The sequence below is a fragment of the Mycobacterium sp. AZCC_0083 genome, from assembly GCF_014202335.1.
Taxonomy (GTDB): domain Bacteria; phylum Actinomycetota; class Actinomycetes; order Mycobacteriales; family Mycobacteriaceae; genus Mycobacterium.
The window spans coordinates 26,595-45,736 of record NZ_JACHGP010000014.1 but is presented as its reverse complement, the minus strand read 5'-3'; the positions used below and the strand labels follow the sequence as shown (position 1 = coordinate 45,736).

The window sequence follows — 19,142 nt, the reverse complement described above, 5'->3', positions numbered from 1 at the left end:
TCCTCCGGCCTACGGACAGCCAACCAGGCGACGTCCACCCGGACAACGCCCCGGCGCCCCCAATCGTGCCCCGGATGACGACCGACCACCGACATTCGAGCCGTGCGCTAGGTTTGACGCCATGACGAACCCGGGCGAAGACGCAGGCCAGACGCCGTCACCCGAGGCTGGAACCGGGGCGGCCGAGCCGACATCGGCCGGCTACGAGGCGCCACCGATCGAGCAGTCCCAGCAACCTTCTGACGACGCGGCGTCACCATCGGTTGACACGCCGTCGGCCGAGCCACCGGCTCTCGACACACCGCCCTACGGCACACCCGCCATCGATGCGCCCGCCTACCAGTCGCCGATCGAGACACCTGCTTACTCGCCGCCGATCGATCCACAGGCCTACCCGCCGGCCACCGATCCGCAGGCATACCCGCCACCCGGAGCCGGCTACCCGCCGCCCTACGGCGCGCCCCCGCCCTACGTGGCGCCCCCGTCTTATGGTGCTCCCCCGCCCTATTCGCCACCCCCGTCCTTTCCGCCACCCCCGCCCTATGGGGCTCCCCCGCCGGGATACGGCCCTCCTCCTGGGTATGGCGCTGCGCCGGGTTACGGCCCTCCGCCGGGGTACGGCGCTCCCCAGGGATACGGCCCTCCGCAGGGATACGGCCCTCCGCAGGGATATGGCGCCTACGGTTCCCCAGTCCAGGGCACGAATGCGTTGGCGATCGCGTCGTTGGTCGCCTCGGTCATCTGGCTCTGCGGTATCGGCTCCATCGCGGGCATCGTGATGGGCGTGGTAGCGCTCACCCAGGTCAAGCGCACGGGTGAGCACGGCCGGGGCTTGGCCATCGCAGGCATCGCCGTCGGTGCCGTGACGCTGATACTGGGCTTCGCTCTGACCGCGATGACCTGATCATGACCAACGGTCCCGAACAGCCCTACCCCGGCGAATTCCCGCCTCTGGAGAACTCTCCTGTGGAGTATCCGAACGGCCCCGGCCTGCCACCTCCGGTCTACGGAGCCGGCTATCCACCGCCTGGCCCCGGCTATCCACCGGCACCTGGTTACCCACCGCCGCCCGCCTATCCGGCCCCCGGATATCAGCCCTACGCAGGCGGATACGCCTACGGGACCGATCCGTACGACCCCTACCGGTCGATGAAGCCACCCGGCACCAACGGCAAGGCGATCGCGGCGCTGGCCTGCGCACTGGCTGGCCTCGTGTTCTGCGGATTGCCGTCCATCGTCGGGCTCATCCTTGGCATCATCGCGATGCGCGAGACCAAGCGCACGGGCCAGGATGGCTACGGTCTCGCGCTGGCCGGTGTCATCGTCGGCGCCCTGGTCACCGTGGGAGTGGTGCTGTATTTCCTCTTCATCATCGGCCTCTACGCCAGCGACTGGTCATACGTCTAACCGCTACTCGGGCGGCCGGAACGGCTCGCCAGTGCGGGCCATGCCCGCCGCGCGTCCCTTGCCGGCGATCACCAGCGCCATCTTGCGACTGGCCTCGTCGATCATCTCGTCGCCGAGCATCACCGCACCCCTGGCGCCGCCGGCCCGCGACGTGTGCCAGTCGTAGGCCTCCAGAATCAATTCGGCGTGGTCGTAGTCGTCCTGGCGCGGGCTGAAGATCTCGTTGCCCGCGGCGATCTGGTCCGGGTGAAGCACCCACTTGCCGTCGTAGCCGAGCGCAGCCGACCGTCCGGCGATCCGGCGGAACGCCTCGACGTCGCGCACTTTGAGATACGGCCCGTCGATGGCGTTGATGCCGTGCGTGCGTGCGGAGATCAGAATGCGCATCAGCACGTGGTGGTAGGCGTCGCCGACGTCGTAGCCCTCGGGTTGCTCGCCGACCACCAGCGTGCGCATGTTGAGGCTGGCCATCATGTCGGCGGGCCCGAGCACCAGTGCCTGCACGCGCGGCGCGGCCGCGATCGCGTCGAGGTTGGTCAGCCCACGGGCATTCTCGATCTGCGCCTCGACGCCGATGCGGCCGGGAGGCAGCCCGTGGACGGTCTCGAGTTGGGTGAGCAAGAGGTCGAGTGCCTGGACGTGCGAGGCGTCGGTCACCTTGGGCAGCACTACGAGGTCGAGGTGTGATCCCGCCGACGCGACCACCTCGATGACGTCGGCGTGGGTCCACGGCGTGGTCCAGTCGTTCACCCGCACGCCCCGCAGCTGACCGGCCCAGCCCGACTCGGCAAGGGCGCTCGCAACCCGAGCGCGAGCCTCTGCCTTGGCATCCGGCGCGACGGCGTCCTCCAGATCGAGGAACACCTCGTCGGCGGCCAACTGCTTGGCCTTCTCAATCATCTTGTCGCTACTACCAGGAACCGAAAGACACGTTCGTCGGGGGCGATACAGGTTGTCCACGTGCTAACTCTCTACCCTTTGAGTCATGGTGGCGGTGAACAGGGTCTACGCGGCCCGACTCGCGGGGATGGTGGTGCTCGGTCCCGACGGGGAGTCCATCGGTCGTGTCCGGGACGTGGTGATCAGCATCAGCGTCGTCCGCCAACAACCGCGGGTGCTCGGCCTGGTCCTCGAACTGCTCACCCGCAGAAGGATTTTCGTACCGATCCTGCGGGTGACCGCCATCGAACCCAACGCGGTTACGTTGACCACCGCCAACGTGTCCCTGCGGCGGTTCACGCAGCGCCCCGGCGAAGTGCTGGTACTCGGTCAGGTGCTCGACACCCGCGTCCGCGTGACCGACCCCGAGCTGGAGAACCTCGCGGGCATCGACGTCGTCGTCGTCGACATGGCGATCGAGCAGGTGCGGTCGCGCGACTGGTTGGTGACCAGGATCGCGGTGCGCAACAATCGCCGGCTCGGCCGTCGCACCGCCGTGCACGTGGTCGACTGGCAGAACGTCGTGGGCCTCACCCCCTCGGCTCTGGCGCTTCCCGGCCAGGGCGTCGCGCAGCTGCTGGCACAGTTCGAGGGGCAACGCCCCATCGAGGTGGCCGACGCCATTCGCGAGCTGCCCGCCAAGCGGCGCCACGAGGTAGTGAACGCACTCGACGACGAGCGGCTGGCCGACATCCTCCAGGAGCTGCCCGAGAGCGAGCAGGCCGAGCTCCTCGAACAGATGGACACCGAGCGCGCCGCCGACGTCCTCGAGGAGATGGACCCCGACGACGCCGCCGACTTGCTCGGCGAGCTCGGCGCCTCGCGCGCCGAGCAGCTGCTCGCCCGAATGGATCCCGAGGACTCCGAGCCGGTTCGCCGACTGCTCAAGCACTCCCCCGACACCGCAGGCGGCCTGATGACCCCTGAGCCGGTGGTGCTGGCCCCCGACACCACCGTTGCCGAGGCGCTGGCTCGCGTGCGCGACCCCGATCTGACGCCCGCGCTGGCCTCGCTGGCCTTCGTCGCGCGGCCGCCGACGTCCACCCCGACCGGACGGTATCTGGGCTGCGTGCACCTGCAACGGTTGCTGCGCGAGCCACCAGCGGCGCTCGTCGGCGGGATCGTCGACAAAGATCTGCCCAACCTCAGCCCCGACACCTCGCTGGCTGCGGTGACGCGGTACTTCGCCGCCTACAACTTGGTGTGCGGGCCGGTGGTCGATGAAGAGAATCACCTGTTGGGCGCCGTCACCGTCGACGACGTCCTCGATCATCTACTGCCGCACGACTGGCGGGTCAGCGGCGACGAACCCGAACTCCCCGCCGGTAACGCCGCGACCGGAGGTGGGTCGTGAGCGACCTGTCGGGTCGTCAGCGCCTCGACACGCCGCGGTTGTCGCGGCGTCGGTTGACACCGCAGTTCGACGTCGAGGCCGCAGGCCGGTTCGGCGAGTCGTTCGCGCGGTTCCTCGGCACCGGTCGCTACCTGGCGATGCAGACCGTGTTCGTGGTCGTCTGGATTCTGCTGAACCTGTTCGCGTTGTCGCTGCGCTGGGATCCGTACCCGTTCATCCTGCTCAACCTGGCCTTCTCCACGCAGGCCGCCTATGCCGCGCCGCTCATCCTGCTGGCGCAGAACCGCCAGGAGAACCGCGACCGGGTCGCGCTCGAGGAAGACCGGCGCCGTGCCGAGCAGACCAAGGCCGACACCGAGTACCTCGCCCGCGAACTCGCTGCGCTGCGACTGGCGGTCGGCGAGGTCGTGACCCGCGACTACCTCCGGCGCGAGCTCGAGGAATTGCGCGATCTGCTCAATCAACAGCTGCCGTCCAAGGGCGGCACGGGGAAGAAGAAGCGGGCAAACCAGGCGGCCCAGGCAAGCGACTCGCCGGACTCCGCCGAGCCAGCCGAGACCGACTCGGGCATTGCCGCAACAGAGGAATGACGACCTAGGTATGGTGACTTGGTTCACTACGTTGCTCGGTCACGCTAGGACGGTTGAGTGCGCATAGCGGGAGACCCGGCCTCCGTAGCCTCCGCAGCCCTGGCAAGGGTGCGGAGTAGCGCGGGCCGCGTGATGCGCACGCCCGCCTTCGGCATCGCGGTGCTCGTCCCCCTCGTGCTCGCGGGCGCGGTCGGCGCGTCGGCGCCATCGCATCGCACGACCGTCGACGACAACGGGATCACGCCGCTGGCCTCCGTCGCACGAACCGGCGACGGCGCCACCGTGGTTGCGGCCATCAAGATGCCGTCCCCGTTCCGCATCGCCGCCGCGAGTCCGTCGGCGCCGCCGTCGATGATGGTGAATTCACCTGGCAGCCTTCGCATTCCGGCAATGGCGTTGAATGCCTACCGCAATGCCGAAAGCATGATGGCCAGCGCCTACCCGGCCTGCGGCATCAGCTGGAATCTGCTTGCGGGCATCGGCCGGATCGAGTCGATGCACGCCAACGGCGGCGCCACCGACGCGCACGGCACGCCCGTCCAGCCCATCTACGGCCCTGCCCTTGACGGCACGCTGGCAGGCAACGAGGTCATCGTCCAGAGCGTGCAGGCAGGCCGGGTCACCTTTGCCCGCGCTATGGGCCCGATGCAGTTCCTGCCAGGCACCTGGGCCCGCTACGCCTCCGACGGCGACGGCGACGGCAAGGCCGACGTCCAGAACCTCTACGACTCGACGCTCGCCGCGGCCCGGTATCTGTGCAGCGGCGGCCTCAACCTTCGCGACCCTTCCCAGGTGATGGCGGCCATCCTGCGCTACAACAACTCGGCGGCCTACGCACAAAACGTGCTCGGCTGGGCCGCGGCGTACGCCACGGGCGTGGTCCCGGTCAACCTGCCGCCGATCACCGGACCTGCTCCGCTTGGTGACGCCCACCTCGACGCCAACCCCGAGGGCCTCGGCCCGGATCTGCCGCTCAACGCAGCGGGACTTCCCGTTGGCGATCCGCTGTCGCTGATGACGCTGCTACCCGACACCGCCGGTCGACTGGGCCCCGGCTTCGCGTCGGGACCGCTGCCTGGCCCTGGCACCGTGGCGCCGCAGCAGAACTGCCAGGTGTTCTGCCTGACCCCGCAGGCTCCGGCTCCTTCGCCCGAGGAGCTGCCGCCAGCGCAGTTCGCGGCACCTGCACCGTTCGCGCCGCCTCCGCTCTTCCCCGCGCCACCACCGCCGCCGCCGTTCGGCGCGCCACCTGAACCGGCACCCGTCGCGCCCGTCGCACCGGGGATGGGGCCTCTGCCGGGCCCGGCGGCCTGACCCAGCCGGTCATCCCGTCGCTTCGCTCGCCCACGTGCCAAGTCGACGGGCGCCGTCGGCTTAGACTCGCGGGTGATGTCCTCTACACCGAATGACCTGGAATCCGCGGTCCGCGCCGGGCTGGCCAAGGTCGTCGACCCCGAGCTGCGCAGGCCGATCACCGAAGTCGGCATGGTCAAGAACGTCACCGTCGAGGCTGACGGTGGCGTCCACGTCGAGATCTACCTGACCACCGCGGCGTGCCCGAAGAAGAGCGAGATCGACGAGCGCGTGCGCCATGCCGTCGCGGACGTTCCCGGCACCGGCGCGGTGAAGGTCACCCTCGACGTGATGAACGACGAGCAGCGCGCCGAGCTACGGAAGCTGCTCCGCGGGGATTCGCGGGAGCCGGTCATCCCCTTCGCGCAGCCCGGTTCACTGACCCGGGTCTACGCGGTGGCGTCCGGCAAGGGCGGCGTCGGCAAGTCCAGCGTGACCGTCAACCTGGCTGCGGCCATGGCGGCCCGTGGCCTGTCGGTCGGCGTGCTCGACGCCGACATCTACGGCCACTCCGTGCCGCGGATGATGGGCACCGAGGAACGGCCTACCCAGGTCGAGTCGATGATCCTGCCGCCCATCGCGCATGACGTGCGGGTCATCTCGATCGCCATGTTCACCCAGGGCAACACTCCGGTGGTGTGGCGCGGACCGATGTTGCACCGCGCCTTGCAGCAGTTCCTCGCCGACGTGTACTGGGGCGACCTGGACGTGTTGCTGCTGGATCTGCCGCCGGGTACGGGCGACATCGCAATCTCGGTGTCGCAGTTGATCCCTGGCGCGGAGATCCTGGTGGTGACCACCCCGCAGCTGGCCGCGGCGGAGGTCGCAGAGCGGGCGGGTGCGATCGCCCTGCAGACCAGGCAGAAGATCGTCGGTGTGGTCGAGAACATGTCCGGCCTTCTGCTACCGGATGGCACCACGATGAACCTGTTCGGCGAGGGCGGCGGCGCGCGGGTGGCCGAAAGCCTGTCCCGCTCAGTCGGTGCGGACGTGCCACTGCTCGGTCAGATTCCGCTGGATCCGGCGCTGGTCGCCGCTGGCGATTCGGGTGTGCCGCTGGTACTCAGTGCGCCGGACTCGGCGGCGGGCAAGGAACTGCGCAAGGTCGCCGACGCGCTGTCGTCGCGCAAGCGCGGGCTGGCCGGGATGTCGCTGGGCCTGGACCCCGCGGGGCGCTAGACCCGGCTTAGGTCGCGTCGCTGTCGAACGGGGTGACGTCCGGCGGCGGCAGGGGCGTTGGGGCAGGTGGCGTTGGCGGCACATCGGCCGTCGAATTGGCGGCAGGCCCACCCGGCGAAACGGGCTTGTCGAAGTTGCCGGTGAGGAAGGAGTCGTCACCGTCGAGCAGATGCTTGGTCAGGGCGGCCCGCGGCGACATACCCCGCAGCTTCTGCAACTCGCTCAGCGGTTGACGCAGATCGTCGAACTCGGGGCCAAGGTCCTCACGCAGTTGACTGGTCGCACCACTGAGGTACTCGCGGGCCTGCCTGATGCTGTTCGTCGTCCAGCGGATGGCGCCTGGCAGGCGTTCGGGGCCGAGGATCACCAGACCGGCGACCACCAGCACCAACATCTCACCCCAGCCGATGTTGGCGAACACGGCTAGGCAGCAGGGTTGTCGGGAGCGGGGTTGACGATCAGCGTGACGGGGCGGCCATCGCGGACCACCTCGATCGGAGCGTCCTGGCCGATCTTGAGCTGTCGTACCGCGACGACCATCTCGTCGGCGTCGGCCACCTTGCGGTCGCCCACCTTGACCACGACGTCGTTCTCGAGGAGGCCTGCCCTGTCCGCGGGCCCGCCGCCGACGACGTTCTTGATCAGCGCACCGGAGGCCACCGAGTTGCTCACCGACACCGCGTTGAGGCCAAGCGTCGGATGCGAGATCTTGCCGTCCTTGATCAGCGCCGCAACGGTGTCCTTCACCTCGTTCACCGGGATGGCGAAGCCGAGCCCACTTGCGCTGTCCGACAACGACTTACCGGCCGTGTTGATACCGATGACCTCGGAGCTCATGTTGATCAGCGGGCCGCCGGAGTTGCCGTGGTTGATCGACGCGTCGGTCTGAACTCCGTCGATCACGGTGTCGGTGTCCGAGCCGTCACCCGACAGCGGCACCGGGCGATGCAGGGCGCTGACGATGCCGTGCGTGACGGTGCTGCGCAGACCCAGCGGAGCGCCTGCGGCGATGACTTCCTCGCCCACCCGGATCTTCTCGGAGTCACCAAGGCGGGCCACGGTCAGGTTGTCGACGTTGTCGACCTTGAGCACGGCGACGTCGGTCTTGGGGTCGCGGCCCACCAGGTTGGCTGGGACTTCCTTGCCGTCGTTGAACACCACCGAGATCTTGAACGCGCTCGGGTTGTTGGCGGCTTCGGAGATCACGTGGTTGTTGGTGACGATGTAGCCGCGGCCGTCGACGACGACGCCAGAGCCCTGGGAGCCCTCGGTGTCGCTGATGGCTTCGATGGTCACCACGGAGTCCGCAACGGCGGCGGCCACAGTGGCGAACCGGCCTGCCGGGGCCTCGGGGTTGTTGTCGGTCTGCAGCGTCACCTTGGAAGTGGTGAAGGCCTCGACCGTCTGAGCGGTCTTGTTGCCGACCCATCCGCCGACGAAGGCGATGAGGAGGGTGATGATCAACAGGGTTACCAACGCGAGCCAGGACACCTTGCCGCCGAAGAGCACGTCGCGCACGCCCAGCTTTCCGACTGGGGCATAGATCACGGTGGGGGCCGACTGCGGCACTGCTGGGGTTCCGAGCGACGGGATCGCAGAGGGATCGCGCCACGGGTCGGCGGGCTGGTCGGAGTCCCCGTCGCGCTCGGCGTCCAGTGCACCCGCATCGGCCGGGTGCCGCTGCAGGGAGTCACCGCTGCCGTTCTGCGGGCCGAACGCCTGGGCGAGCACGGGATCGGGCGCCTGATCGGTGGGCGTGTAGTCACCCTGGTCGCGCACCGCGTCAGTGCCGAGGAACGAGCCACTGAAACCGTCGGGCCTGCCGAACGCCCGTGTGGCAGCGGGATCGACGGGCGGTCGCGACACCGGGCGCGGTGCCAGACGGTTGTTATTACCGGACTGGTCCTGATTGCTCACCCGTTAGTCACTCTCCATTAGAGCGGCCGCCTGCCCGGCAGCCGCTGGTCGATCGACGCCCATCCAGCCTACCGGCGCTTGCGACGAGCCCGCGTCGTCCCGTCAGCAAACTGCGCGTCTTCCGCCTCAATGGGCGGCTCGGGTGGCGGATCATGCGGGATCTGGGACAACAATCCCAGCAAAGCACTCGGCACGATGATCGGGCACGAGTCCCGCAAAGCACTGCGCGCCTGCCCCTGTGCCTCGACCTCGGCCGCACACTGCGGACAGAGCGACAAGTGGGTCGCGGCACGCAGGTGCGACTTCATCGTCAGCTCGCCGTCGACGAAGGCCGCGACGGCCTCGATCGACAGGTGCTCGGTCGATCCGAACCGTCGCGGGCCGACCGGCGCGTCACTTTGCGAGGCGAACTGGGCGGGCAGCCACGAGAATGCGCGACGGAACACGTCTCCCGGGTCGGCCATCACCCACTCCTCTCCGGTCCTTCGCATCATCAGATCAACACTCTCACTTCGAATGTAACCCGATGGGCCGGGCCGGACACTACTGAACGCTAGGCGGATTTGGCCGCGGCGTCCGAATACGCGTCACCGTGCAGTGCCAGGTAGTCGCGCAAAGCCTGCCGTCCGCGATGGATTCGGCTGCGCACCGTGCCCAGTTTGACGCCAAGCGTGGCGCCGATTTCCTCGTAGGACAGACCCTCGATGTCGCACAGGACCACCGCGGCGCGGAATTCCGGGGCCAGCGAGTCCAGGGCCGCTTGCAGGTCGGGACCCAGCCGCGAGTCGTGGTAGATCTGCTCGGGATTCGGCTCGTCGGCGGGCACCCGGTCGTAGTCCTCGGGCAGCGCCTCCATGCGGATGCGGCTGCGGCGGCGAACCATGTCGAGGAACAGGTTCGTGGTGATGCGGTGCAGCCATCCCTCGAACGTGCCCGGCTGGTAGTTCTGCACCGAGCGGAAGACCCTGATGAACGTCTCCTGGGTGAGGTCCTCCGCGTCGTGCTGGCTGCCGGACAGACGATATGCCAGGCGATACACCCGATCGGCGTGCTGGCGCACTAGTTCGTCCCACGACGGCATGGCGGCCTTGTCACCGGTGGCGTCGAACACCGCGGTGCCCGTCAGCTCATCGGATGGCTCAACCCATTCGCCGTCTCCGGGTTGCTCGAAATGAGCCATGAACACGGGTGCAGGTGTGGTGGTCGTCGGATCCTCCAGGTCACTAGCGGAGCCACTATTACGGGTCAGCGGCTCAACACCCGCGGCAACCGAATCGTCGCCATGGTTATTCCCCGGCCGCCGGCTTCCGTCGTATTCCATGGGAGTACCTTTTCCGACCCTGGTGAGCTTGGCATATGAGCAAACTGAACATTTCCTGAGAATGCGGGCTACCCCCAACCCGAACTGGGCAAACCTGCCCACCATGACCTGAATCTGGCGTCCCGGCGCGGGCGTGTCGCGATGTTCGTGATCACGATTCGCTTACGCTGCGGGGCATGGCCAGCACCGACGAGAGTCCGGCACGGCCCAGTCGCGCTGAATCCATCGTGACGCACGCCGAGCAGTCGATCACCGAGGACGCGATCACGGCGTCGGCCCGGGAGCGCGCCGACGACAGCGGAGCGGGTGCCGTCACCCCCGCGGTCGGCGCATTGTTGAGCGTCCTTGCGAAGCTGGCGGGCGCCAAGGCAGTGGTGGAGGTCGGCACCGGCGCGGGCGTCAGCGGACTGTGGTTGCTGTCCGGGATGCGGACCGACGGCGTCCTGACCACCATCGACGTCGAACCCGAGCATCAGCGGCTGGCCAAGCAGGCGTTCGTCGAGGCAGGTATCGGGCCGTCGCGGACGCGGTTGATCGGCGGCCGGGCCCAGGAAGTGCTCACCCGACTGGCTGACGACTCCTATGACCTGGTGTTCATCGACGCCGAGCCGGCCGATCAACCGCAGTTCGTCGTCGAAGGCGTGCGGTTGTTGCGGTCGGGCGGCGCGATCGTCGTGCACCGGGCCGCCCTCGGCGGCCGCGCGGGAGACGCCAGCGCCGCCGACAAGGAGGTCAGTGCGGTGCGCGAAGCCGCACGGCTGATCGCCGAGGACGAGCGACTGACGCCGGTGCTGGTCCCGCTTGGCGACGGCCTGCTGGTCGCCGCGCGCGACTGACTCATCTTTTTCTCCGGTTTCGGCGTGAAGCGTCACGCTGAGCGCTACTGATCACGCCCAAATCGATCTTTACGCATTCTTGACGCGTGTCTTCCTTGACCGACGGCTGAACGCGCGTTTAGCGTACTAAACATGCGTTCAGCGGATGACTTGACGGCCACGGCACGGATCCGCGACTCCGCGATCGAACAGTTTGGCCAGCACGGTTTCAGCGTTGGGCTGCGCACGATTGCCGAGGCAGCGGGCGTCAGCGCCGCGCTGGTGATCCACCACTTCGGGTCGAAGGACGGGCTCCGCAAGGCCTGCGACGACTACGTCGCCGAACAGGTCCGCGATGCGAAGTCCGAGTCGATCCGGACCACCGATCCAGCGGCGTGGTTCGCGCAGATGGCCGAGATCGAGTCCTACGCACCGATGATGGCCTACCTGGTGCGCAGCCTGCAGTCCGGCAACGAGCTGGCCAAGGAGTTCTGGCGCCAGATGATCGACAACGCCGAGGTGTACATCGAGGAGGGCGTCCGAGCCGGCACCATCAGGCCCAGCCGCGACCCGCACGCCAGGGCCATGTACCTGGGCATGGCCAGCGGCGGCGGCTTCCTGCTCTACCTCCAGATGCACGACAACCCAACCGATCTGCGCGCAGTGCTGCGCGACTACGGCGACGACATGGTGCTACCCGCCCTGGAGGTCTACACCGAGGGCTTGATGGCGGATTCGACCATGTTCGACGCGTTCCTCGCATTGCGCGAAAAGGGCATCCCATTCAGCACATCCCAACAAGGAGAACAGAATGACAGCGACGTCCCTCCAAAGGGCTAACGCCAGCGGGCGATCGCAGCTTGCGGTCGAAATCCGGGGCCTGTCCAAGTCTTTCGGCCGGACCAAGGCACTCGACGGCCTCGACCTCTTCGTGGCGCATGGCGACGTCGCTGGGTTCCTCGGGCCCAACGGCGCCGGCAAGTCGACCACGATCCGGGTTCTGCTCGGTCTGCTCAAGGCCGACGACGGGGCCGCGCGGCTGCTCGGCGGCGACCCATGGCGCGACGCGGTCGCGCTGCACCGCAGAATCGCCTACGTGCCAGGCGATGTGACGTTGTGGCCCAACCTGACCGGCATGCAGGCCATCGACTTCCTGGCCCGCCTGCGCGGCAACGGCGTCGACACCCGGCGTCGTGACCAGTTGATCGAGCGCTTCGAACTCGACCCGCACAAGAAGGCCCGCACGTACTCCAAGGGCAACCGGCAGAAGGCGGCCATCGTCGCGGCGTTCTCCACCAATGCCGAGCTCTACATTCTCGACGAACCGACGTCCGGCCTGGACCCGTTGATGGAGAAGGCCTTTCAGCTGTGCGTCGAGGAGGTCGCAGGCCGCGGCGCAGCGGTGCTGCTGTCCAGCCACATCCTCGCCGAAGTGGAGAAGCTCTGCGACAACGTGACGATCATCCGCGCCGGCCGCGCCGTGAAGTCAGGAACACTCGACGAGCTGCGCCACCTGATGCGCACGACCGTCACGGTGCGCACCCGCACCGACGGCCAGGCGCTGCAACGCGCCCCGTTCGTACACGACTTCTCGATCCACGACGGCCACTACACCTTCTCGGTCGGCCGCCACGATCTGGATCGCGCGATGGCCCAGCTCAAGGATCTGGGGATCATCGACCTCACCGTGACGCCCGCATCGCTCGAGGACATGTTCCTGCGCGAGTACCAAGGGGCGACGCGATGAGAGCCACTGCCGTCGCGCCACGAACCACGGGGTACCAAGCCGCACCGGGCGGCTCCCAGTGGACGGGCACGCTGCACCTTCTCCGGCTCGCGCTGCGCCGCGACCGCGTCCGGCTGTCGGTGTGGATCGCGATCCTCACGGTGATGATGGTCTACGCACCGAACACCGTGAAGATGGCCTACCCGGAAGAGGCCCAGCGGTGGGCCCGCGTCAACCTGCTCAAGACACCCGCCGGAATGATGTTGGGCGGGCCCATGTTTGGCGGCAACGAAACCGACCTCGGCGCGATGATGGCCAACGAGCTGATGCTCACGCTGATCATCGCGACGTCGATCCTCGCCATTCTCACCGTGATTCGGCACACCCGCGCCGAGGAGGAGAACGGCGCAGCGGAATTGGTGCTGTCATCGGTGGTGGGCAGGCATGCCCGCACGTACGCCGCGCTGATTCTCATCGGTGGGGTCAACGCGATCCTGGCCGTCACCATGACCCTGGCCATGACGGCGATCGGCTTCGACGTCGTCGACGCCGCGGCGATGTGTCTCGGCGTGACCGGTGTGGCGATGGTGTTCGGTGCCGTCGCCGCGGTCACCGCCCAGCTGTGGCGTCAGGCACGCACGGCCACCAGCGCCGCGATGGCGACGCTGGCACTGGCCGCCCTGGTGCGCGGCGCTGGCGATGTCATCGACAATTCTGGCAGCGCGCTGAGCTGGTTCTCCCCCATCGCCTGGGCGCAGCAGATGCGCGCGTTCGTCGACGTGCGGTGGTGGCCGTTCGCCCTACTCGTCGCGCTGGCCGTGCTGCTGATGGCAGCGGCGACGGTGCTGGAGAGCCGACGCCAGCACGACGCCGGGAACATCCCGTCGTCCGGTGAGCGGCCGAACGCCCGGCCGATCAGAAACGTGCTGAGCCTGCACCTGACGCTGCAACGCGGCCAGACCATCGGCTGGACCGTCGGAATGTTCCTCGGCGGCTTGACCTTTGGTTCGATGACGAAGTCGCTGCTCGACGCGGCCAAGGACAACGAACTGCTCGCCAGGGTGCTTGCCGCCCAAGGCAACGACGGCGTGTACACGACGATGACGCAGTTCCTGGCGGCCGCCGCCACCGCGTATGTCGTCACGGCCGTCATGCGGGTGTGGAGCGACGAGCAGTCCGGGCTCGGCGAGGCCGTCCTGGCAGGCGCGGTGTCGCGGTGGCGGTGGCTGTTCAGCGCCGTAGCAGCGGCGCTGATCGGATCGGCGGTGCTGATGTTCTTCGCAGGACTTGGCAACGGGCTCGGCGCAGGGCTCACGCTCGGCGAACCCGGCACCATCGTCAAGCTGACGCTCGCGGGCCTGGCCTTCGTCCCCGCGATGGCGGTGGTCGCGGGCATCGCGGCGCTGGCCGTTGCCCTGCGCCACGCGTGGATCGGTTGGCTTGCAGTCACCTTCGTCGTCACGTCGCTCTACCTCGGGGCGCTGCTGCGGTTGCCGAAATGGCTGATCGATTTATCGCCGGTCGGCCGCACGACGGCGCCGTCCAACGTCCCCGTCGTCGCGTTGGCCGTGATGGTCGTCGTCGCGGCCGCGCTGACGCTGCTGGCCGGCGCGATCTACCGGCATCGAGATGCGCTGTAGAAGGAACGAGAAGAGATCATGAAGACCGCACTTCAAGCGCTGACGTCATTCGTCGTCGGGCTGGTGCTGTTCGTACTGCTGGTGTTCTGGCCGGCAGGCACATTCGATTACTGGCAGGGGTGGGCGTTCATCGCGGTGTTCGCGGCATCGACCACGATCCCGAGCATCTACTTGGCGGTGACCAACCCCGCCGCCCTCGAGCGACGGATGGAGGTGGGGCCAGCGGCCGAGGCGCGGCCCCTGCAGAAGGTCATCATCACGTTCGCGTTCTTCTCGCTGGCAGCGATGATCGTGGTGAGCGCGTTGGACTTTCGCCTCGGCTGGTCCTTCGTTCCCGCTGAGGTCTCCGTGGTCGGCGACGCCTTGGTCGGTGTTGGGCTTCTCATCGCGATGATCACGACTATCCAGAACGGATACGCCGCCGCGAACATCAAGGTCGAGTCTGCACAAACGGTCGTGTCGACGGGCGTGTACTCCGTTGTCCGCCACCCGATGTACTTCGGAAACGTCGTGCTGATGATCGGCATCCCGCTGGCACTCGGGTCGTATTGGGGACTTCTGTTCGTGATACCCGGCTTGGCGGTGCTCGTCACCAGGATCCTCGACGAGGAGAAGGTGCTGACACAACAGTTGGCCGGCTACGCCGACTACGCCCAGCGGGTGCACGCCCGGCTGGTGCCCTACGTGTGGTGATGGAGGAATCATGAAGATCGTCGTGCAAGCTGTAGCGTCGAGTCTCTTCGGACTGGCGTTCTTCTGCGTACTGCTGTTCTGGCCGGCAGGGACCCTGAACTATTGGCAGGCATGGGTTTTCATCGCCGTCTTCATCGTCACCACGATCGTCCCCAGCGGCTATCTCGCAGTGAAGGATCCGGCGGCACTTGCGCGGCGGATGAAGGCCGGGCCGATCGCCGAGACCAGATTCATCCAGAAGCTCGTCATCACCGGGACCATGCTCGCGGTCATCGCGGTGCTCGTCGTCAGCGCCCTCGACCATCGGTTCGACTGGTCGCACGTGCCGATACCCGTCGTCGTGCTCGGCAACGTCCTCGTCGGTGTTGGGCTGGCATTCGCGCAACTCGTCGTCATCCAGAACAGTTATGCGGCCGCGACGATCACGGTGGAGACGGACCAGAAGGTCGTCTCGACGGGCGTGTACGGCCTGGTCCGGCATCCGATGTACGTCGGTGCTCTGATCATGATGGTCGGCACACCGCTCGCGCTCGACTCGTACTGGGGACTGCTGGCGACCATCCTGGCCGTGCCGATCCTCGCGCTGCGCATCGAGGACGAGGAGAAGATGCTCCGCCAGGAACTCGACGGGTACGACGAGTACACACACAAAGTGCACTACCGGCTGGTGCCTGGCGTCTGGTGACGGCGGGCGGCCCACCACACGACGAGGAAAGCCACGACTACGGTGAAGCGCAACATCGTGTTCGAGATCATCGTGGCGTGGGGCTCCGTCAGCGCCATGTAGACGATGTCGAGGACGCCACTCGCCGCGTGCAGCACGACCAGCGTCGTCAGGATGAGCCGCAGGGCCGCCCAGTCGGTGATGCGGGTGGCACCGAACGACAGCAGCGCGACGGCGAGCTCGGCAGCGGCGACAAGATAGACGAGCAGATAGTCTCCTCGCGCGACCATGATGCCCACTGCCGAGGGGATCAGCGTCGGAAACGCGATCAGCACCACGCCCCCGGCCAGCGTGATGAGGCCGTGCAGTACGAATACGGTCCGTAGCGTTCTCATGTCGTCCTCCCGGTCATATCCGTGGTCATTGAAACGTCATCACGATGACGAGCCACGCCGGCGGATCATGACCATAGGAGGTGCACGGATGCGCGCAGAGCAGTTCGAGGAGCACCGGCCGCATCTGCGGGCGGTCGCCTATCGCATGCTCGGGTCGCTCACCGAGGCCGACGACGCCGTACAGGACGCGTGGTTGCGAATGGACCGCACCGACGTCCGCGACGTCCGCAACCCACGCGGCTGGCTGACCACCGTCGTCGCGCGCATCTGCCTGGACATGCTGCGGGCCCGCAGCGCCCGGCCCGAGGGGCCGCTCGACGAATCCCTGGCCATCGCCGCTCCCGATGCCGTCGACCCGGAAGCCGAAGCGGTGCTCGCCGATTCCATCGGCGTCGCGTTGCTCGTCATCCTCCAGACACTGTCACCGACCGAGCGGCTCGCGTTCGTGCTGCACGACATGTTCGACCTTCCGTACGCCGAGATCGCCCAGATCGTCGGCCGCTCGGAGAACACCACCGCGCAACTCGCCTCCCGGGCGCGGCGCCGCGTGCGTGGCAAGACTCCCGACCACGCAACGGATTTGGTGCGCCAGCGTCGGCTCGTCGAGGCGTTCCTCGCGGCGGCCCGCGACGGTGACTTCGATGCGTTGCTTGCGGTGCTCGACGCCGACGTCGTGTTGCACGTGGACGCCGTGGCGGCGGGCATTCCGACGACGATCCGCGGCGCCAAGGCGGTAGCCGCCAACGCGCAGGCCTTCTCGCCCAACTCGCGGTTCGCCGAGCCCTTGCTGATCGACGGCGCCGTCGGCATCGTCGTCGCCCCCAAGGGACGGCTGGCACTGGTGCTGCGCTTCGGCGTCGTCGGCGACAAGATCGCCGAGATCGCCATCGAGGCCGACCCGCAGCACCTGAGTCGCCTCAATTTGGCCGTTCTCGACTGACCACCTGACAATTGATCGCATGACACAGCGACCGTGCCCAGGCGGCGGCAAGAATTGGTCGGTGGACAAGGCGGGTAGGCCGATATGCCCGCGCTGCTTCCGCGCACTCACCACCGTGGCAGGCAAGGGGCGGTCGGTGCGGAACACGCCAAAGGTCCCGCCGCACGACAAGCCCCTCCCGCGCGATCAGCAGCGCGATCAGCAGAAGGTCCGGCGGCAAAGCTGAGACACTGGCGCCAGGGGCGAGCGAAGCGACGGGGGGAAAGCGCACGTGGAGCTGCTGACCGGCTTCGGGCTGGCCACCGCGGCGGGACTCAACGCCTACATCCCGCTGCTGGCGCTCGGACTGTTGTCCCGGTTCACCGACCTGGTGACGTTGCCCCACGCGTGGGCGTGGCTGGAGAACGGCTGGGTGATGTCGATCGTCGCCGCCCTGCTCGTCGTCGAGGTCGTCGCCGACAAGATCCCCGCACTCGACAGCGTCAACGACGTCATCCAGACGTTCGTCCGGCCGACCGCGGGCGGCATCGTGTTCGGGTCGGGCACGGCCGCCCAGACCTCCGCAGTCACCGACCCCGGCGCGTTCGCGCAGTCGGGCCAGTGGATTCCGATCGCCGTCGGCGTGGTCACCGCCCTGGTCGTGTCGCTGACGAAGTCGACGGTGCGCCCGGCGGCGAACGTCGCCACCGCCGGCGTGGCCGCTCCGGTGCTCAGCACGATCGAGGACGTCGCCAGCGTCGGCCTGGTGTTCGCGGCGATCCTGCTGCCGGTTCTGGTGTTGGTCGGCGTGGTTCTGTTGGGCTGGGCGGTGTTCCGGATCCTGCGCAGGCGCCGACGCAAGGCCGCCGCGGGTTAGCGAGCGCGCGCAAACTCCTGCAGAACCACGGCGTGTCGGCCGCAAACACGCGCGCTCGCCGAGGGACGACGAGTGCCTTAGACCCAGATGCCCTTGCCGACCGCGACCACGCCACCGGCGCTGATCGCGAACCGCTCGCGGTCCTTCTCCAGATCCACGCCGACCATCTCGCCGGGCCCGACCACGACGTTCTTGTCGAGGATCGCGTGCCGCACCACGGCGCCACGGCCGATCCGGACACCGGGCATGATCACGCTGCCCTCGACGATCGCGCCATCGTCGATGACGACGTTGGACGACAGCACCGAATTGCGCACGGATGCCGCCGAGATGATGCTGCCCGCACCGACCACCGACTCCTGCGCGGAGCCGCCGTTGACGAACTTGGCGGGCGCCAGGTTCTCCGGCTCCCCCCGGATCGGCCAGCGCCGGTTGTACAGGTTGAACACCGGGTGCACTGACACCAGATCCATGTGCGCGTCGTAGAACGCATCCAGCGTGCCGACGTCGCGCCAGTAGCCGTGATCGCGCTCCGTCGCACCGGGCACTTCGTTGTCGTTGAAGTCGTACACCGCCGCCATGCCGTCGGCCACCAGCCGCGGAATGATGTCGCCGCCCATGTCGTGATCGGAGTCGTCGTCGTCGGCGTCGGCGCGGATGGCGTCGACGAGCACCTTGGTGCTGAAGATGTAGTTGCCCATCGACGCGAACGTCTGCTCGGGGTCATCGGGCGTGCCGGGTGGGTCCGCGGGCTTCTCCACGAACGCGCGGATGCGGCCGGAATCGTCGGCGTCGATGCAGCCGAACGCGGTGGCCTCGGCCCGTGGCACCCGAATGCCTGCGACCGTCGCCCCCGCGCCGCTGTTGATGTGGAACTGGAGCATCTGCTCGGGGTCCATCCGATAGATGTGGTCCGCACCGAACACGACGACGTAGTCGGGGTCCTCGTCGTAGATCAAGTTCATCGACTGGAGGATCGCGTCGGCCGATCCGGTGTACCAGCGCGGGCCAAGACGCTGTTGCGCGGGCACCGGCGTGATGTACTCCCCGGCAAGCCCGGAAAGCCGCCAGTTCTGCGAGATGTGGCGGTCCAGCGAATGCGACTTGTATTGCGTGAGAACACAGATCCTCAGGTATCTGGCGTTGACCAGATTCGATAGCACGAAGTCGATGAGCCGGTAAGCGCCCCCGAACGGAACCGCAGGCTTGGCCCGGTCGGCGGTCAGCGGATAGAGACGCTTGCCCTCACCGCCAGCCAGGACGATTCCCAGCACGTGTGGCAATTCCCTCATGGGTCAAACCTATCGGCCTCTACCAGCCGCGGCTAGGCATTGACACGATTGACCGCGAGTC

The 19,142-nt window shown here is 67.7% G+C and carries 22 protein-coding genes; 15 read left to right on the top strand and 7 right to left on the bottom strand.

The window, feature by feature from the left end:
* Nucleotides 1-121: 121 nt before the first annotated feature.
* Both HNP02_RS29935 and HNP02_RS29930 read left to right on the top strand, forming a co-directional pair.
* Nucleotides 122-904 (top strand): DUF4190 domain-containing protein, encoded by a 783-nt coding sequence (locus tag HNP02_RS29935; protein WP_184444277.1) that lies wholly within the window; start codon nucleotides 122-124, stop codon nucleotides 902-904.
* Between the two features lie 2 nt (nucleotides 905-906).
* Nucleotides 907-1,407, top strand: a complete 501-nt coding sequence (locus HNP02_RS29930; RefSeq protein ID WP_184444276.1) for a DUF4190 domain-containing protein — start codon at nucleotides 907-909, stop codon at nucleotides 1,405-1,407.
* Nucleotides 1,408-1,410: 3 nt separating this feature from the next.
* Here the strand turns inward: HNP02_RS29930 and HNP02_RS29925 are convergent, their stop codons facing one another.
* Nucleotides 1,411-2,367, bottom strand: a complete 957-nt coding sequence (locus HNP02_RS29925; RefSeq protein ID WP_184444275.1) for a CoA ester lyase — start codon at nucleotides 2,365-2,367, stop codon at nucleotides 1,411-1,413.
* 25 nt (nucleotides 2,368-2,392) lie between these two features.
* Here HNP02_RS29925 and HNP02_RS29920 point away from each other — a divergent pair, with 25 nt between their 5' ends.
* The 4 genes from HNP02_RS29920 to HNP02_RS29905 all read left to right on the top strand — a co-directional run bounded on the left by HNP02_RS29920 (nucleotide 2,393) and on the right by HNP02_RS29905 (nucleotide 6,822).
* Nucleotides 2,393-3,700, top strand: a complete 1,308-nt coding sequence (locus HNP02_RS29920) for a magnesium transporter MgtE N-terminal domain-containing protein (protein WP_184444274.1) — start codon at nucleotides 2,393-2,395, stop codon at nucleotides 3,698-3,700.
* The gene (locus HNP02_RS29915) at nucleotides 3,697-4,290 is read left to right on the top strand and encodes a DUF1003 domain-containing protein (RefSeq protein ID WP_184444273.1); all 594 of its coding nucleotides are present in this window, start codon (nucleotides 3,697-3,699) and stop codon (nucleotides 4,288-4,290) included. The genes HNP02_RS29920 and HNP02_RS29915 overlap by 4 nt, the downstream gene beginning before the upstream one ends.
* 132 nt (nucleotides 4,291-4,422) lie before the next feature.
* Nucleotides 4,423-5,604 (top strand): lytic transglycosylase domain-containing protein, encoded by a 1,182-nt coding sequence (locus HNP02_RS29910; RefSeq protein ID WP_184444425.1) that lies wholly within the window; start codon nucleotides 4,423-4,425, stop codon nucleotides 5,602-5,604.
* A 75-nt stretch (nucleotides 5,605-5,679) separates the two neighbouring features.
* Nucleotides 5,680-6,822 carry an Mrp/NBP35 family ATP-binding protein gene (locus HNP02_RS29905; protein ID WP_184444272.1) on the top strand — a complete coding sequence of 381 codons (1,143 nt, stop codon included), beginning with the start codon at nucleotides 5,680-5,682 and terminating at the stop codon, nucleotides 6,820-6,822.
* Nucleotides 6,823-6,829: 7 nt separating this feature from the next.
* Here the strand turns inward: HNP02_RS29905 and tatB are convergent, their stop codons facing one another.
* The 4 genes from tatB to sigE all read right to left on the bottom strand — a co-directional run bounded on the left by tatB (nucleotide 6,830) and on the right by sigE (nucleotide 10,060).
* Complete coding sequence (tatB, locus tag HNP02_RS29900; RefSeq protein WP_184444271.1) at nucleotides 6,830-7,243, bottom strand: Sec-independent protein translocase protein TatB; 414 nt, start codon at nucleotides 7,241-7,243, stop codon at nucleotides 6,830-6,832.
* A 2-nt stretch (nucleotides 7,244-7,245) separates the two neighbouring features.
* A complete protein-coding gene (locus HNP02_RS29895; RefSeq protein WP_184444270.1) occupies nucleotides 7,246-8,739 on the bottom strand; it encodes a S1C family serine protease in 1,494 nt (497 codons plus the stop codon).
* 68 nt (nucleotides 8,740-8,807) lie between these two features.
* Nucleotides 8,808-9,203, bottom strand: coding sequence for an anti-sigma E factor RseA (gene rseA / locus HNP02_RS29890; protein WP_184444424.1), 396 nt, complete (start codon nucleotides 9,201-9,203; stop codon nucleotides 8,808-8,810).
* An 89-nt stretch (nucleotides 9,204-9,292) separates the two neighbouring features.
* A complete protein-coding gene (sigE, locus tag HNP02_RS29885) occupies nucleotides 9,293-10,060 on the bottom strand; it encodes an RNA polymerase sigma factor SigE (protein ID WP_184444269.1) in 768 nt (255 codons plus the stop codon).
* Nucleotides 10,061-10,236: 176 nt separating this feature from the next.
* Here sigE and HNP02_RS29880 point away from each other — a divergent pair, with 176 nt between their 5' ends.
* From HNP02_RS29880 to HNP02_RS29855, 6 genes are all read left to right on the top strand, one after another.
* Nucleotides 10,237-10,896, top strand: a complete 660-nt coding sequence (locus HNP02_RS29880) for an O-methyltransferase (RefSeq protein WP_184444268.1) — start codon at nucleotides 10,237-10,239, stop codon at nucleotides 10,894-10,896.
* Between the two features lie 132 nt (nucleotides 10,897-11,028).
* A complete protein-coding gene (locus HNP02_RS29875; protein WP_184444267.1) occupies nucleotides 11,029-11,715 on the top strand; it encodes a TetR/AcrR family transcriptional regulator in 687 nt (228 codons plus the stop codon).
* Nucleotides 11,687-12,622: an ABC transporter ATP-binding protein gene (locus HNP02_RS29870; protein ID WP_184444266.1), complete on the top strand. Its 936-nt coding sequence runs from the start codon at nucleotides 11,687-11,689 to the stop codon at nucleotides 12,620-12,622. The genes HNP02_RS29875 and HNP02_RS29870 overlap by 29 nt, the downstream gene beginning before the upstream one ends.
* Nucleotides 12,619-14,241, top strand: coding sequence for an ABC transporter permease (locus tag HNP02_RS29865; RefSeq protein WP_184444265.1), 1,623 nt, complete (start codon nucleotides 12,619-12,621; stop codon nucleotides 14,239-14,241). The genes HNP02_RS29870 and HNP02_RS29865 overlap by 4 nt, the downstream gene beginning before the upstream one ends.
* A gap of 18 nt (nucleotides 14,242-14,259) precedes the next feature.
* Nucleotides 14,260-14,934: an isoprenylcysteine carboxylmethyltransferase family protein gene (locus tag HNP02_RS29860; protein ID WP_184444264.1), complete on the top strand. Its 675-nt coding sequence runs from the start codon at nucleotides 14,260-14,262 to the stop codon at nucleotides 14,932-14,934.
* Between the two features lie 10 nt (nucleotides 14,935-14,944).
* A complete protein-coding gene (locus tag HNP02_RS29855; protein WP_184444263.1) occupies nucleotides 14,945-15,619 on the top strand; it encodes an isoprenylcysteine carboxylmethyltransferase family protein in 675 nt (224 codons plus the stop codon).
* Here the strand turns inward: HNP02_RS29855 and HNP02_RS29850 are convergent.
* Nucleotides 15,592-15,993, bottom strand: a complete 402-nt coding sequence (locus tag HNP02_RS29850) for a hypothetical protein (RefSeq protein ID WP_184444262.1) — start codon at nucleotides 15,991-15,993, stop codon at nucleotides 15,592-15,594. The genes HNP02_RS29855 and HNP02_RS29850 overlap by 28 nt on opposite strands.
* A gap of 88 nt (nucleotides 15,994-16,081) precedes the next feature.
* Here HNP02_RS29850 and HNP02_RS29845 point away from each other — a divergent pair, with 88 nt between their 5' ends.
* Genes HNP02_RS29845 through HNP02_RS29835 form a run of 3 tightly spaced genes read left to right on the top strand, consistent with a single transcriptional unit; the run spans nucleotide 16,082 to nucleotide 17,789 of the window.
* Complete coding sequence (locus HNP02_RS29845) at nucleotides 16,082-16,933, top strand: sigma-70 family RNA polymerase sigma factor (protein WP_184444261.1); 852 nt, start codon at nucleotides 16,082-16,084, stop codon at nucleotides 16,931-16,933.
* Between the two features lie 19 nt (nucleotides 16,934-16,952).
* Nucleotides 16,953-17,159: a hypothetical protein gene (locus HNP02_RS29840; RefSeq protein ID WP_184444260.1), complete on the top strand. Its 207-nt coding sequence runs from the start codon at nucleotides 16,953-16,955 to the stop codon at nucleotides 17,157-17,159.
* Nucleotides 17,160-17,204: 45 nt separating this feature from the next.
* Nucleotides 17,205-17,789, top strand: a complete 585-nt coding sequence (locus HNP02_RS29835) for a DUF4126 domain-containing protein (protein ID WP_184444259.1) — start codon at nucleotides 17,205-17,207, stop codon at nucleotides 17,787-17,789.
* Between the two features lie 77 nt (nucleotides 17,790-17,866).
* On the opposite strand, the gene glgC is transcribed toward HNP02_RS29835, so the two are convergent.
* The gene (gene glgC, locus HNP02_RS29830) at nucleotides 17,867-19,081 is read right to left on the bottom strand and encodes a glucose-1-phosphate adenylyltransferase (RefSeq protein ID WP_184444258.1); all 1,215 of its coding nucleotides are present in this window, start codon (nucleotides 19,079-19,081) and stop codon (nucleotides 17,867-17,869) included.
* Nucleotides 19,082-19,142: the final 61 nt, after the last annotated feature.

Bases quoted from the DNA above. Each gene is read 5' to 3' on its own strand.
- HNP02_RS29870 (WP_184444266.1), top strand. From the start codon at position 11,687: ATGACAGCGACGTCCCTCCAAAGGGCTAACGCCAGCGGGCGATCGCAG.
- HNP02_RS29855 (WP_184444263.1), top strand. From the start codon at position 14,945: ATGAAGATCGTCGTGCAAGCTGTAGCGTCGAGTCTCTTCGGACTGGCG.
- HNP02_RS29935 (WP_184444277.1), top strand. From the start codon at position 122: ATGACGAACCCGGGCGAAGACGCAGGCCAGACGCCGTCACCCGAGGCT.
- HNP02_RS29850 (WP_184444262.1), bottom strand. From the start codon at position 15,993: ATGAGAACGCTACGGACCGTATTCGTACTGCACGGCCTCATCACGCTG.
- rseA (WP_184444424.1), bottom strand. From the start codon at position 9,203: ATGGCCGACCCGGGAGACGTGTTCCGTCGCGCATTCTCGTGGCTGCCC.
- HNP02_RS29860 (WP_184444264.1), top strand. From the start codon at position 14,260: ATGAAGACCGCACTTCAAGCGCTGACGTCATTCGTCGTCGGGCTGGTG.
- HNP02_RS29910 (WP_184444425.1), top strand. From the start codon at position 4,423: ATGCGCACGCCCGCCTTCGGCATCGCGGTGCTCGTCCCCCTCGTGCTC.
- sigE (WP_184444269.1), bottom strand. From the start codon at position 10,060: ATGGAATACGACGGAAGCCGGCGGCCGGGGAATAACCATGGCGACGAT.
- HNP02_RS29880 (WP_184444268.1), top strand. From the start codon at position 10,237: ATGGCCAGCACCGACGAGAGTCCGGCACGGCCCAGTCGCGCTGAATCC.
- HNP02_RS29845 (WP_184444261.1), top strand. From the start codon at position 16,082: ATGCGCGCAGAGCAGTTCGAGGAGCACCGGCCGCATCTGCGGGCGGTC.
- HNP02_RS29865 (WP_184444265.1), top strand. From the start codon at position 12,619: ATGAGAGCCACTGCCGTCGCGCCACGAACCACGGGGTACCAAGCCGCA.
- HNP02_RS29920 (WP_184444274.1), top strand. From the start codon at position 2,393: ATGGTGGCGGTGAACAGGGTCTACGCGGCCCGACTCGCGGGGATGGTG.
- HNP02_RS29875 (WP_184444267.1), top strand. From the start codon at position 11,029: ATGCGTTCAGCGGATGACTTGACGGCCACGGCACGGATCCGCGACTCC.
- HNP02_RS29930 (WP_184444276.1), top strand. From the start codon at position 907: ATGACCAACGGTCCCGAACAGCCCTACCCCGGCGAATTCCCGCCTCTG.
- HNP02_RS29905 (WP_184444272.1), top strand. From the start codon at position 5,680: ATGTCCTCTACACCGAATGACCTGGAATCCGCGGTCCGCGCCGGGCTG.
- HNP02_RS29840 (WP_184444260.1), top strand. From the start codon at position 16,953: ATGACACAGCGACCGTGCCCAGGCGGCGGCAAGAATTGGTCGGTGGAC.
- glgC (WP_184444258.1), bottom strand. From the start codon at position 19,081: ATGAGGGAATTGCCACACGTGCTGGGAATCGTCCTGGCTGGCGGTGAG.